This is a genomic window from Streptomyces sp. NPDC047982, assembly GCF_043204165.1.
Taxonomy (GTDB): domain Bacteria; phylum Actinomycetota; class Actinomycetes; order Streptomycetales; family Streptomycetaceae; genus Streptomyces.
Genome location: NZ_JBIDBS010000029.1, coordinates 39,967 through 53,526, shown reverse-complemented (window position 1 = coordinate 53,526; position 13,560 = coordinate 39,967). Strand labels below are relative to the sequence as shown.

Sequence of the window (13,560 nt, the reverse complement as noted above, 5' to 3'; positions counted from 1 at the left end):
CCTCGCGCGCGTACCGTTCGTGCCTGATCCGTGCCGCTCCGGTTCCGTACGAACCTACAGAACCTGTAGGTGATCTTGCATGTGGAATGAGACGCGTGCGAAGGCCGTTAGCATGGACATCCGCACCGATCAAGGCCATTTGGGGAAGGTGTCATGACTGCAAACGTCGACGGAGTGCCCGAGAAGTTCGCGACGCTCGGGCTGACATACGACGACGTGCTGCTGCTGCCCGGCGCGTCCGACATGGCGCCCGATCAGATCGACACCTCCTCGTACATCTCCAAGAACGTACGGGTGAACATCCCGCTGCTCTCCGCCGCCATGGACAAGGTCACCGAGGCCCGCATGGCGATCGCCATGGCCCGACAGGGCGGCGCCGGTGTGCTGCACCGCAACCTTTCCATCGCCGACCAGGCCAACCAGGTCGACCTGGTGAAGCGCTCCGAGTCCGGCATGGTCACCGATCCGATCACGGTGCACCCGGACGCGACCCTGCGCGACGCCGACGAGCTGTGCGCCAAGTTCCGCATCAGCGGGGTCCCGGTCACCGACGCGGCGGGCAAGCTGCTCGGCATCGTCACCAACCGCGACATGGCCTTCGAGCCGGACCGTACGCGGCAGGTGCGCGAGGTCATGACGCCGATGCCGCTGGTCACCGGCAAGGTCGGCATCTCCGGCGTGGACGCCATGGAGCTGCTGCGCCGCCACAAGATCGAGAAGCTTCCGCTGGTCGACGAGGCGGGCGTCCTCAAGGGGCTCATCACCGTCAAGGACTTCGTCAAGGCCGAGCAGTACCCGAACGCCGCGAAGGACAAGGAGGGCCGGCTGCTGGTCGGCGCCGCCGTCGGTGTCGCGGGTGACGCCTTCGAGCGGGCCCAGGCCCTGATCGAGGCGGGTGTCGACTTCATCGTCGTGGACACCGCCCACGGCCACTCCCGGCTGGTCGGCGACATGGTCGCCAAGATCAAGTCGAACGCGTCCGGCGTCGATGTCATCGGCGGCAACATCGCCACCCGGGACGGCGCCCAGGCGCTGATCGACGCCGGTGCCGACGGCATCAAGGTCGGCGTCGGCCCCGGTTCCATCTGCACCACCCGCGTCGTCGCCGGCATCGGCGTCCCGCAGGTCACCGCGATCTACGAGGCGTCGCTCGCCGCGAAGGAGGCCGGCGTCCCGGTCATCGGCGACGGCGGCCTGCAGTACTCCGGCGACATCGCCAAGGCCCTGGTGGCCGGCGCGGACGCCGTGATGCTCGGCTCGCTGCTGGCGGGCTGCGAGGAGTCCCCGGGCGAGCTGCTCTTCATCAACGGCAAGCAGTTCAAGTCGTACCGCGGCATGGGCTCGCTCGGCGCGATGCAGTCCCGCGGCGACCGCATGTCGTTCTCCAAGGACCGCTACTTCCAGGAGGGCGTCGCCTCCGACGAGAAGCTGGTTCCCGAGGGCATCGAGGGCCAGGTCCCCTACCGCGGTCCCCTCTCCGCGGTCGTCCACCAGCTCACCGGCGGTCTGCGCCAGTCGATGTTCTACGTCGGCGGCCGCACCGTGCCGGAGCTTCAGGCCAACGGCCGGTTCGTCCGGATCACCTCCGCGGGCCTCAAGGAGAGCCACCCGCACGACATCCAGATGACGGTCGAGGCGCCCAACTACAGCAGGAAGTAACGCGCGCCGGCGCCCCGAGGGGCGGACCCGGGCTTTCCGGCCCCGCTGGGCGACCAGTGGGGCCGAGGGTTCCCGGGGCCGCCCCTCCGCCACGTGTCGGGGATACTGGACAGCGCAGACATAGAGGGAAAGGCCACACCATCGTGACTGAGATCGAGATCGGGCGCGGCAAGCGCGGCCGCCGGGCATACGCGTTCGACGACATCGCCGTCGTTCCGAGTCGCCGAACCCGCGACCCGAAGGAGGTCTCGATCGCCTGGCAGATCGACGCCTACCGCTTCGAGCTGCCGTTCCTGGCCGCGCCCATGGACTCGGTGGTCTCGCCGCAGACCGCGATCCGCATCGGTGAGCTGGGTGGTCTCGGTGTCCTCAACCTGGAAGGGCTGTGGACGCGGTACGAGGACCCGCAGCCGCTGCTGGACGAGATCGCCGAGATGCCGGCCGAGTCCGCGACCCGCCGCCTCCAGGAGATCTACGCCGCCCCGATCCAGGAGGAGCTGATCGGGCAGCGCATCAAGGAGGTGCGTGACGCCGGGGTCGTCACCGCCGCGGCGCTCTCCCCGCAGCGCACCGCCCAGTTCTCCAAGGCGGTCGTCGACGCGGGTGTGGACATCTTCGTCATCCGCGGTACGACGGTCTCCGCCGAGCACGTTTCGGGCGCGGCCGAGCCGCTCAACCTCAAGCAGTTCATCTACGAGCTGGATGTCCCGGTGATCGTCGGCGGCTGCGCCACGTACACCGCCGCCCTGCACCTGATGCGGACCGGCGCGGCCGGCGTGCTCGTCGGTTTCGGCGGGGGCGCCGCGCACACCACGCGCAACGTCTTCGGCATCCAGGTGCCGATGGCGACGGCGGTCGCCGATGTCGCCGGGGCCCGCCGCGACTACATGGACGAGTCGGGCGGCCGGTACGTGCACGTCATCGCGGACGGTGGGGTCGGCTGGTCCGGCGACCTGCCGAAGGCCATCGCCTGTGGTGCGGACGCCGTGATGATCGGTTCCCCGCTGGCCCGTGCGACGGACGCGCCGGGCCGCGGCCGGCACTGGGGCATGGAGGCCGTCCACGAGGACGTGCCGCGCGGCAAGCTGGTCGACCTCGGTTCCGTCGGCACGACCGAGGAGGTCCTCACCGGTCCTTCGCACTCGCCGGACGGCTCGATGAACATCTTCGGCGCGCTGCGCCGGGCGATGGCGACGACGGGGTACAGCGAACTCAAGGAGTTCCAGCGCGTCGAGGTGACGGTGGCGGACTCGCAGCACCGCCGCTGACCGGCTCACGACCGGTCGCCTCCGGGCTGCCGGTCATCTCCGGGCACACATGGGCGAAGGCCCCGGAACCGCACGCGGGTTCCGGGGCCTTCGCCCATGTGTGCCCGGGGCGTGCCTTCGTGGTCACGCTTTCTCGGACACGCCCTCTCGGACGCGTTCCGCCCGTCACGCCTTCTTGGCACCACCGAACGCCGCCACGGCGCCGAGCAGCAGGAAGACGTAGGTCATGAAGTCCGAGCCCTCGCCCCACGCCTTCGTCAGCACGTCGAAGTGGTCGATGAAGAGGGTGGACGCGGACTGGTTGATCATGTCGGACAGGATGACCGAGATGCCGATCAGCTGGCCGAGGTAGACGGCGCCCACGGACAGGACGGCGCTGACGACGGGCAGGATGGGGTTGCGCCCGCCGACCTTGCTCGCCGCGAAGCCGACGAGGAACCCGACGCCGATGGCGATGTAGCCGACCTCGCGCTCGATCGCTCCGGCGATGACGCCGTAGAGGAAGGCCCCGACGAGCGCCGCGACCACCGCTGCCAGCAGGCCGAGGCCCATCTTGCCGCGGGCCGGGGCGGGCGGGGTGAAGGGCGCGCCGCCGAACGCGGGGGCGGGCTGACCCGGCTGTCCGTAGGCACCGGGCTGCTGACCGGCGAACGGATTGCCGGTCGGGGCCCCCGGCTGCTGGCCCGCGTACGGGTTGCCGTCTCCCGGCTGGGCGCCGGGCTGCTGGGCGGCGTACGGGTTGCCGTCGACGGGCTGGGCGCCGGGCTGCTGGTTCGGCGGCGGCACGGGCTGGCTCATGGTGGGATCCCCCTTGGAGCGGAAGCGCACGATTGTGCGAGAAGTGACGCCGCAGGCTAGCAGTCGGCTATGACATCGCCCACTGAAATCCCTGAAATCCTCGAAGCTCCCGAAGCCTCCGAAATCCCCGGTTCACAGTCGATGTGCGGCCCCCGCCGGGGTCGCGCCCCGGGTGTCCAGGAGCAGTTGGGCCTTCACGGCGAGGCCCTGGAGGTCGTACGTGCGGTGATGCTGGATCAGCACCGTGAGGTCGGCGTTCGACGCCGCCTCGTACAGCGAGTCGGCGCGCGGGACGGGGAGGTCCCGTACCCGCCAGTGCAGGACGTACGGGTCGTGGTAGCCGATCTGCGCGCCCATGTCGAGCAGCCGGGAGGCGATCTCCTGGGCGGGGGACGCCTCCTGGTCGGCGAGGTCGGGCTTGTAGGTGACGCCGAGGAGCAGCACGCGGGCGCCGCGCACCGACTTGCCGTGCTCGTTCAGCAGGGTGGCGCAGCGCTGGATCACGTACTGCGGCATCCGGTCGTTGATCTCCTGGGCGAGCGCGACCATCCGCAGCGGGTGGCCGGGGGTGCGGCTGTGGTACGGGATGCGTCCCGGGTCGACGGGGACGCCGTGTCCGCCGACGCCGGGCCCCGGCCGGAACGCCTGGAAGCCGAAGGGTTTGGTCTCGGCGCACCGGATGACGTCCCACAGGTCGACCCCGAGGTCGTGGCAGAGCACCGCCATCTCGTTGACCAGGGCGATGTTGACGTGCCGGAAGTTGGTCTCCAGGACCTTCGTCATCTCGGCCTCGCGCAGCCCGCGGGCGCGGACCACCTTGTCGGTGAGCCGTCCGTAGAAGGCGGCGGCGGATTCGGTGCAGACGGGGGTGAGTCCGCCGATGACCTTGGGGGTGTTGACGTGGACGTGGGTCCGGTTGCCGGGGTCGAGGCGGCTCGGCGCGTAGGCGAGGTGGAAGTCGCGTCCGGCGCGCAGCCCCGACCCCTCTTCGAGGAGGGGCCGGATGTGTCCCTCGGTGGTGCCGGGCTGCACGGCCGACTCCACCAGCACGGTGGTGTGCGGGCGCAGTCGGGCGGCGAGCGCGCGGGTGGCATCGGTGAGGGCGGTGAGGTCGAGGGTGCGATCGGCGCCGAGCGGGGTGGGGGCGCAGATGACCGCGGTACGGATCCGGCCGAGTTCGGCCGGATCGGTGGTGGGCCGGAAACCCCCCGAGAGCATCCGGCGGACGTCCGACGCGGTGAGCGAGCCCTCGACGGGGGTGCGTCCGGCGGCGAGTTCCGCGTGGACGCGCGGATCGGCGTCGTAGCCGACGGTTTCGATACCGGCGGCCACGGCGGCCTGTGCAAGGGGCAGGCCGAGGTGGCCGAGTCCGACGACAGCGAGGTCTGCGGGCATATGGGGCCGTCCTTCCCTCGGACCGGGCGGGGCGCGGAGAGGGGCGTCCTCCGTGTAACCGGCCGGTACATGGCCTTGAGAGCAGAAAGCGCAACCGCTGGGGACAGCGCAATGTCAGACTAGGCGTAAATATGACCTATATGCAGCATTTGAAGGGTGTTGCGAGGCCCGTGCCGCCCTGGTGTTGCCCGGGGTTGTCCCCAGGCGGTGGCCGAAGTCGTGGACGGCGGACAGAATCGAGGGGTCGGACGCCCCGGCCGACCGATCGGTCGGACGGCGTCCCGTGCCGGACCACCCCGAGCCACCCGGGAGGCAGCAGTGAGGACAGCGACACTGGGACCCACGGATCGCGCCGAGGCGCTCGCCGCCATGGCCGAGCGCGAACTGGACGTGCTGGTCGTGGGGGCGGGCGTGGTCGGCGCCGGTACGGCGCTGGACGCGGCGACGAGAGGTCTGTCGACCGGGCTGGTCGAGGCGCGCGACTGGGCCTCGGGCACGTCGAGCCGGTCGAGCAAGCTGATCCACGGCGGTCTTCGGTATCTGGAGATGCTGGACTTCGCGCTCGTCCGGGAGGCGTTGAAGGAGCGCGGACTGCTTCTCCAGCGGCTGGCCCCGCATCTGGTGAAGCCCGTGCCGTTCCTCTACCCGCTGCGGCGGGGGGGCTGGGAGCGGTTCTACGCCGGTTCCGGCGTGGCGCTCTACGACGCGATGTCGGTGTCCTCGGGGCACGGCCGCGGTCTGCCCGTCCACCGGCACCTCTCCCGGCGCCACGCGCTGCGGGTCGCCCCGGCGCTGCGCAAGGACGCCCTGGTCGGGGCGTTGCAGTACTACGACGCGCAGATGGACGACGCCCGCTACACGGCGACCCTGGTGCGCACCGCCGCCGCGTACGGCGCCCATGCGGCGAACCGGGCGCGGGTGACCGGCTTCCTCCGGGAGGGCGAACGGGTCGTCGGCGCCCGGGTGGAGGACGTCGAGGCGGGCGGCGAGTACGAGGTCAGGGCCAAGCAGGTGGTGAACGCGACGGGCGTGTGGACGGACGACACCCAGGCGCTGATCGGGGAGCGCGGGCTGTTCCACGTCCGGGCGTCCAAGGGGATCCACCTGGTCGTCCCGAAGGACCGCGTCCACTCCTCGACGGGCCTGATCCTGCGGACCGAGAAGTCCGTCCTCTTCGTCATTCCGTGGGGGCGGCACTGGATCATCGGGACGACCGACACCGACTGGGACCTGGACAAGGCGCACCCGGCGGCGTCCAGCGCCGACATCGACTACCTCCTCGAACACGTCAACAGCGTGCTGGCCACCCCGCTGACCAGGGACGACGTCCAGGGCGTCTACGCGGGGCTGCGGCCGCTGCTGGCCGGCGAGTCGGAGGCGACCAGCAAGCTCTCGCGCGAGCACACGGTGGCGCATCCGCTGCCCGGCCTCGTCGTCGTCGCGGGCGGCAAGTACACCACGTACCGGGTGATGGCGAAGGACGCCGTGGACGAGGCGGTGCACGGTCTCGACCAGCGGGTGGCGGAATGCGTCACGGAGGACGTCCCGCTGCTGGGCGCGGAGGGGTACCGGGCCCTGTGGAACGCCCGCGCGAGGATCGCCGCCCGGACGGGGCTGCACGTCGTCCGCGTCGAGCATCTGCTCAATCGTTACGGCTCCCTGACGGAGGAGATCCTGGAACTGATCGCCGCCGATCCGGCCCTGGGCGAGCCGCTGCCCGCCGCCGACGACTACCTGAAGGCCGAGATCGTCTACGCCGCCTCGCACGAGGGGGCCCGGCACCTCGACGACGTACTGACCCGGCGCACCCGGATCTCCATCGAGACCTTCGACCGGGGCACGCGCAGCGCCCGGATCTGCGCGGAGTTGATGGCGCCGGTGCTGGGCTGGGACGAGCGGCAGATCGACCGGGAGGTCGAGCACTACGAGAAGCGGGTGCAGGCGGAACGGGAGTCGCAGCGCCAGCCCGACGACCTCACGGCGGACGCGGCACGGCTCGGCGCGCCGGACATCGTGCCGCTTTGACGCCGGTAAGACGGAAAGACGGAAAGACGGGGAACGGGCCCGCCCGGCCCGGCGGGCCCTTCTCGCCGGACGGCCAGGGGCGGAGCCCCGAACCGGAGTCCGGGGCCTGGGCGAGGCGGCCTCAGTCGGTGGGTGCGCGGGGGCAGAACTCCGCGTCGAGCAGTGCCCGTTCGAGTGCCGGCGCGTCGGCCACGCTGTCCGTGTCGACACGGAACGTCAGGATGTGGCCGCCCCCGGCGGCGGCCGCGGTCCGGACGTAGCTGCCCGCGATGTGCCCGTTGTGGCCCCAGACGGTGAGGCCGCAGGAAAGTTTCTGCGGATAGACGCCCAGGCCGTAGACGCCGTGCGTGGCCGTGGTGTCGAGCAGGGCCCCGAGCTGGGCGGGAGGGAGGAGACGGCCGCCGAACAGGGCCGTGTAGAAGCGGTTCAGGTCGTCGAGCGTGGAGATCAGTTCCCCGGCCGCGCCGGCGGTGCGCGGGTCCAGCGCGGTGACGTCGCGAAGAGAGCCGTCGGCCGGGTCGCGCGTGAAGCCCCGGCCGTGCGGCGAGGGCAGCGAAGTCCGGGAGCCGGGCAGGGATGTGCCGGTGAGGCGCAGCGGGGTGATGATGCGTCGGCGGATCTCGTCGGCGTAGTCGTGCCCGGTGACGCGCCGGACGGCGAGCCCGAGGACGACGTAGTTGGTGTTGGAGTAGGCGTAATGGCCGTACGCGTTCGTCGGTCGGTGGGAGAGGGCGCTGCGGACCGTGTCGGTGGCGGACACCGCCCGGACGGGTGAGCCGGCGGAGACGGGCCGGGGCGGGGCGTCGGCGATGTAGTCGGGGAGGCCGCTGGTGTGGTTGAGCAGGGCGCGCAGGGTGATGCGGCGGCCGTCGTAGCCGTTGCCCCGGATCAGACCGGGCAGCAGCCGGTCGACGGGATCCGACAGTCGCAGCCTCTTCTCCCGGGCGAGTTGGAGCACGACCGTGGCGACGAAGGTCTTGGTGATGCTGCCGGCCCGGAACCGGTCCGCCCTGCGGATACCGGGCCCCGTCGAGCGGAAGGTGCCGTACGGTGCCGAGGAGGTACGGCCGGTCAGCAATGCCGCCGTGGGAGCGCCGCCCTCGGCGACAAGCCGGGGAAGGTGGGAAGCCGCGGGGGTGAGGTGTGGTTCCCTGTGCAGGGGCGTCGTGCCCAGTCCCAGCAGCGCCAACAGCAACGGGACGGAGAACAGCGCCCTGAGTGTCGGCATGGCGGGGATTCCCTTCCTCGGGACACATCATGACGGGTCGGTGGACCGGGCACCGCGACCGGGTTCGCGGACCTGGCACCATGACCGCCTGTGGACCGGACCCGCGCCGGGCCCGTGGACCGGCATCATGGCCGGGCCCGCGGACCCGGCACCAGGGCCGGTCCCGGGGTGAGGGACAATGAACGCTCTGCCAGGGCGGGTTGATCGCAGAGGGGACGCATGTCGGAGGCGGAGCAGGCACAGGGGCCCCAACGGGACAAGGACGGACGTCTTCTCGCGGGTCGGTACCGGCTCGGGGCGGTGCTCGGTCGGGGCGGTATGGGCACGGTCTGGCGTGCCGTCGACGAGACGCTGGGCCGTACGGTCGCGGTCAAGGAGCTGCGGTTTCCCTCGGCCATCGACGAGGACGAGAAGCGTCGTCTGATCACGCGCACGCTGCGCGAGGCGAAGGCGATCGCCAGGATCCGCAACAACGGCGCGGTGACGGTCTACGACGTGGTCGACGAGGACGACCGGCCGTGGATCGTGATGGAGCTGATCGAGGGCAAGTCCCTCGCCGAGGCCATCCGCGAGGACGGGGTGCTGACTCCGAAGCGCGCCGCCGAGGTCGGCCTCGCGATCCTCGACGTGCTGCGGTCGGCGCACCGCGAGGGCATCCTGCACCGCGACGTGAAGCCGTCCAACGTACTGATCGCCGAGGACGGCCGGGTCGTGCTGACCGACTTCGGCATCGCGCAGGTCGAGGGCGACCCGTCCGTCACCTCGACCGGCATGCTCGTCGGCGCGCCTTCGTACATCTCACCGGAGCGTGCGCGGGGGCACAAGCCCGGACCGCCCGCCGACCTGTGGTCGCTCGGCGGCCTGCTGTACGCGAGCGTCGAGGGCTCCCCGCCGTACGACAAGGGGTCGGCCATCGCCACGCTGACCGCGGTGATGACCGAGCCGCTCGACCCGCCGAAGAACGCCGGTCCGCTCAAGGAGGTCATCTACGGCCTGCTGGCCAAGGACCCCGACCAGCGGCTCGACGACGCGGGCGCGCGCGCCCTGCTCGACGACGTGATCCACGCCCCCGAGAAGCCGGACCCGGTGGTGCCGCCGCCCGCCGAGGCCACCCAGGTCATGGCGATGCCCGGGAAGTCCGCCGAGGGCGGCGCCAGGACGGCCGCGAAGCCAGGTGAGCCGGGCGAGGGCACCCGCGACCGGCTGCGGGGCGCGCTGCGTTCCGTACGCGGCGCGAAAGCGGCACCGGCCGCCGCCGGCCCGGCCACCGCGCCGCCCAAGCCCTCGGTGCCGCCGCCGGCGGCCCCGGCGAGCGGTGCCCCGGCACCCGTGAAGCCCGCCGCGTCCCCCGCGGCGGCGAGGATGACGGGCGCGGCTGGAGGCCCGGTCACTGCCGCCGTACCGCCCCAGCGCCAGGCCGCGTCCCTGCCCGCCCCGCCCCGTGCGTCCCTCACGGACGTGGTGCCGCGCCGCACCCTGGCCGTCATCGCGGCCGTGATCGTGCTCGCCGTCATCGCCACGGTCCTCGCGCTCACGCTCGACGGCGACGACAAGAACGACGCGGGCGCCGGCCACGGCAAGAACGACAAGACCGCCTCGGCCTCCGGCAGCTCCCCGGACGCCAACAGCGGCGACGGCGCCAAGCCCGCGGACGGCGGCGGCGCCGCGGATCAGGACAAGGGCGAGGGCCGGGACAAGGGCGCGGGTCAGGACGAGGGCCCGGACGCGGGGGCGGACGGTTCGAAGGACGACAAGCCGCAGGGCACGCTGCCCGACGGGTACAAGGCCGTCGCGAACAAGAAGTTCCACTTCGGCATCGCGATGCCCAAGAGCTTCACGTTCGACCGCACGGCCGGCAGCAACTCCGGTGCCATCTACAACGCCGACGGCGGCTTCCCGCGCATCCAGGTCGACTACACCGATTCGCCCGGCGGCGACGCGGCCGCGGCCTGGAACGCCGCGAAGAGCGGTGTCGCGGCCACCAGCAAGGGCTACCGGCACCTGGGTGTGAAGAAGGTCGACTACAACGGCTATCCGACGGTCGCCGACTGGCAGTTCGAGCGCACCCAGCAGGGCGAGCGGGTCCGTGTGCTCAACCGGGGGTTCAAGGTCGACGCCGAGCACGGCTACGCGATCATGATCAGTTGCCCGGCGAGCGAATGGGACGGCGAGGAGTGCCGGACGCTGCGCTCCACCGCGTTCGACACCTTCGAGCCCACCGACTGATCAACGGGCGGGGGAGCGTCGGGATGCGCCGGCCCCGGCGCGGTGCTGTCACGCGCCACGTATCGTGAGAACCTGAAGACCGCACGCGGTGGGACGGTCGGTCAATCGCACGGTGAGCAACCGTGATTGACGGCATGCGAGTGGTCTTCATGGCCGGGGGTAGGCACGCTCTGGGGAGGCGTCATGGACGACTACGCGGGTCGGGTGCTCGCCGACCGCTACCGCCTTCCGCTGCCTCCGTCCGACGAGTACGAACTGGCCGAGACCCGGGCGTTCGACACCTACAGCGGCCAGGAGGTGTTGGTCCGTCAGGTGCCGTTGCCCGAGGTGGTGGACGCCGAGGTGCTCGACGCCGACGCTCCGGTGCCCTCGGTCCGGCAGGTCACCGGACGGGCGGTGCGGCGTCCCGCGGACCCGGCGGTGCGGCGGGCCGTCGAGGCGGCGCAGGAGGCGGCCCGGGTCCCCGACCATCCCAGGCTCGACCAGGTCTTCGACGTGTTCGCGGAGGCCGGATCGCTCTGGATCGTGAGCGAGTTCGTCGCCGCCCGCCCGCTCGCGGCGCTGCTCGCGGAGCGTCCGCTCGACCCGTTCCGCGCCGCCGAGATCGGCTCCGACGTGCTGACCGCGCTGCGGGTACTGCACGCCCATGGCTGGACCCACCGCAACATCACCGTCCGCACGGTGCTGATCTGCGACGACGGGCGCGTCGTGCTGACCGGCCTGGCGGCCGGGGCGGCGGAGGAGGCGCTCTGCGGTTACGTGTCGACGCCCCAGCCGGACGACGAGGACGAGCTCGGTTACGGCCGCCCGGCGGGCGCGACGGACCCGGCCGGGGTGTTCGCCCCGCCCCGGCCGCCCCTGCCGCCGCACCCGGCCGAGCTGCCGGCCTCACTCGGTCCGGTGTCCGGCGAGAAGGGCCTGACGCCCCGTGACACCGACGATGCGTACGGGGACGGCGACGGCGTCGACGACACGTACGGGGACGGGGACGACGGGCGCGGGGACGGGCTCCGGCCGGACACGTGGAGCGGCGCGGCCGGTGAACTGGAGGACACGGCCCTGCTCCCCGTGCAGCGTCCCGCCCGGCCGGACGACCGACCGCACGCCGCGGACGTGCAGGCCGAGGACCCGTACGCCGATGGTCCGTACGCCGAGGACCCGCATGCCGACGGTCCGTACAACCGCGAGGCTTCCGCCAACGCCCCGTACGCCAACGCCCCGTACGGCGACGCCCCGTACGGCGACGAGGCGGACGACCACGACGGCACCGGTCGCGACGGCACTGGCCGCGACGAGACCGGCTACGACGGCACCGGCTACGACGAGACCGGCTACGACGACGCGGACCAGGACGGACTCCTGCCCCCCGCCCGCCGGATGCATCTCACCGGCATATGGAGCGACGGCCCCGAGGACGGGCGTCCCGTCCCCGCCGGAGGCACCGGCGAGATCGCGGAGCGCACGGACACCCGGCACCCGAGCCCGGCCCCGGCGCTCCCGGCACACCGCTCCGAGAAGGAGCACCGCCCCGGCCGTTGGGACGACCTCGTGGCGAGCGGGCGCGCCGAGGACGCCCCGTACCGGGGCCCGGACACCCCGCTCGCCGCCGAGCGCGCCCGGCAGGCCCGCATCGCCGTCGTCGGCGCGGTCACCGAGCGCTGGGCACCCGAACAGGGCGGGCCCATCCACGAGAATTGGCGGCTGGCCCCGCCGATCGGCCCCGCAACCGACCTCTGGGCGCTCGGCGCGCTGCTCTACCGCGCCGTCCAGGGGCACGCCCCGTACCCCGAGGAGAGCGCCGCCGAACTGGTCCAGATGGTGTGCGGGGAACCGCCCGCCTTCGCCGAGGAGTGCGGTCCGTTGCGCCCCGTCGTGGAGTCGCTGCTGCGCCAGGACCCCACCGACCGGCCGGACGTCGAGGAACTGAGCGGCTGGCTGCGTTCCCTCGTGCGGTCCGCGCCCGAACCCGAGGCCGGTCTGGACGTCGTGCCGCTGCCGTCCGCCGACGCCCCCCGGCTCCCCGTCGTGCGCCGCCGCGGCGAACTGGTCCGCAGGCGCCGTTTCGGCCGGGGCGCGGCCCACGGCCGCCACCGGCAGACCCGCGAACGGCCGGAGCGCACCGAGCGGCCCCGGGAGGAGAAGGCTCCCAGGACGCAGAAGGCGCCCCGGACGGCCAGGGCGCCGCGCGAGCCCAAGGGTCCCAAGGCGCTGCGCACCCCACCGCCGGGCTCCCCGTACGGCGAGGAGCGGTCGCCGAAGCGCCTCGGACGGCTGCTCCTGGTGCTGATCCTGCTGGCCCTGGCCGCCGCCGTCGGATATGCCGTGCTGTTCATGCCCAAGGGGGACGACGAACCCGGCGCCGCGGGCCCGGGCACGTCGGCGTCCGGCCCGCCGCGCTCCGGTGCGGGGGAGTCCGGCGACCAGCCGTCCGCGCGGCCCGGCGGTGCCCAGCAGCCGCAGACCACCCGCTCAGCCGTGGCCCTCGCCGCCGGTTACACCCTGCGCGAGGACCCGGAGGGCTTCGAGATCGGCGTCCTCAAGAGCTGGCGGCGCACCCCCGCCAACGCGGACCGTCAGATCCGTTACGACGGCGACGGGTTCACGCTGCTCGTCGTCCCCGGGCGCGACACGGTCGAGGCCGAGGGCGCCGACCCGTTGGCGTACCAGGCCGACAGAGAACGGGAGTTGCGGCAGTTCCGCGAGTCCGGCTGGTCGGGATCGAGCGGGCTGCGCCGGACCGACGTGGGTCGACAGAGCATGGCCGAGGGCCAGTTCACCTGGCAGGACGCGAACGGGCGTGAGGTGTACGCCCGTAACCTCGCGATGATCGTCGACGGTCGATACCACGTCATCCAGGTGATCGGCCCAAAGGACCGGCGCGACGAGATCTCGGACATCTACCAACAGGCCGTCGCCTCCTACCGTGTGACGCGCTGAGCCGTTTCAGGACGAGGCGAACTG

At 72.3% G+C, this 13,560-nt stretch carries 8 protein-coding genes; 5 read left to right on the top strand and 3 right to left on the bottom strand.

Going from position 1 to position 13,560, the window contains the following annotated elements; genetic code table 11:
• Window positions 1–153: 153 nt before the first annotated feature.
• Both guaB and ACGF2V_RS28350 read left to right on the top strand, forming a co-directional pair.
• On the top strand, window positions 154–1,659 hold the full coding sequence (gene guaB, locus ACGF2V_RS28355) for an IMP dehydrogenase (RefSeq protein ID WP_362625220.1): 1,506 nt from the start codon (window positions 154–156) through the stop codon (window positions 1,657–1,659).
• 143 nt (window positions 1,660–1,802) lie between these two features.
• Entirely contained in the window at window positions 1,803–2,927 is a 1,125-nt protein-coding gene (locus ACGF2V_RS28350) for a GuaB3 family IMP dehydrogenase-related protein (protein WP_073786904.1), read from the top strand.
• Window positions 2,928–3,092: 165 nt separating this feature from the next.
• On the opposite strand, the gene ACGF2V_RS28345 is transcribed toward ACGF2V_RS28350, so the two are convergent.
• Window positions 3,093–3,725 carry a hypothetical protein gene (locus ACGF2V_RS28345; RefSeq protein ID WP_362709961.1) on the bottom strand — a complete coding sequence of 211 codons (633 nt, stop codon included), beginning with the start codon at window positions 3,723–3,725 and terminating at the stop codon, window positions 3,093–3,095.
• A gap of 132 nt (window positions 3,726–3,857) precedes the next feature.
• Window positions 3,858–5,120 carry a nucleotide sugar dehydrogenase gene (locus ACGF2V_RS28340; protein ID WP_362625216.1) on the bottom strand — a complete coding sequence of 421 codons (1,263 nt, stop codon included), beginning with the start codon at window positions 5,118–5,120 and terminating at the stop codon, window positions 3,858–3,860.
• A gap of 318 nt (window positions 5,121–5,438) precedes the next feature.
• On the opposite strand from ACGF2V_RS28340, the gene ACGF2V_RS28335 reads away from it, so the two are divergent.
• Complete coding sequence (locus tag ACGF2V_RS28335) at window positions 5,439–7,145, top strand: glycerol-3-phosphate dehydrogenase/oxidase (RefSeq protein WP_362709963.1); 1,707 nt, start codon at window positions 5,439–5,441, stop codon at window positions 7,143–7,145.
• A 121-nt stretch (window positions 7,146–7,266) separates the two neighbouring features.
• Here the strand turns inward: ACGF2V_RS28335 and ACGF2V_RS28330 are convergent, their stop codons facing one another.
• The gene (locus ACGF2V_RS28330; RefSeq protein ID WP_362709967.1) at window positions 7,267–8,373 is read right to left on the bottom strand and encodes a serine hydrolase domain-containing protein; all 1,107 of its coding nucleotides are present in this window, start codon (window positions 8,371–8,373) and stop codon (window positions 7,267–7,269) included.
• A 219-nt stretch (window positions 8,374–8,592) separates the two neighbouring features.
• Between ACGF2V_RS28330 and ACGF2V_RS28325 the strand changes: the two genes are divergently transcribed.
• Complete coding sequence (locus tag ACGF2V_RS28325) at window positions 8,593–10,599, top strand: serine/threonine-protein kinase (RefSeq protein WP_362709970.1); 2,007 nt, start codon at window positions 8,593–8,595, stop codon at window positions 10,597–10,599.
• 183 nt (window positions 10,600–10,782) lie between these two features.
• Window positions 10,783–13,536: a serine/threonine protein kinase gene (locus ACGF2V_RS28320; RefSeq protein WP_362709973.1), complete on the top strand. Its 2,754-nt coding sequence runs from the start codon at window positions 10,783–10,785 to the stop codon at window positions 13,534–13,536.
• Window positions 13,537–13,560 lie beyond the last annotated feature (24 nt).

What these genes read in the sequence shown, in the direction of transcription:
- guaB (WP_362625220.1), top strand. Translation starts at nt 154, where the DNA reads ATGACTGCAAACGTCGACGGAGTGCCCGAGAAGTTCGCGACGCTCGGG.
- ACGF2V_RS28345 (WP_362709961.1), bottom strand. Translation starts at nt 3,725, where the DNA reads ATGAGCCAGCCCGTGCCGCCGCCGAACCAGCAGCCCGGCGCCCAGCCC.
- ACGF2V_RS28340 (WP_362625216.1), bottom strand. Translation starts at nt 5,120, where the DNA reads ATGCCCGCAGACCTCGCTGTCGTCGGACTCGGCCACCTCGGCCTGCCC.
- ACGF2V_RS28330 (WP_362709967.1), bottom strand. Translation starts at nt 8,373, where the DNA reads ATGCCGACACTCAGGGCGCTGTTCTCCGTCCCGTTGCTGTTGGCGCTG.
- ACGF2V_RS28325 (WP_362709970.1), top strand. Translation starts at nt 8,593, where the DNA reads ATGTCGGAGGCGGAGCAGGCACAGGGGCCCCAACGGGACAAGGACGGA.
- ACGF2V_RS28320 (WP_362709973.1), top strand. Translation starts at nt 10,783, where the DNA reads ATGGACGACTACGCGGGTCGGGTGCTCGCCGACCGCTACCGCCTTCCG.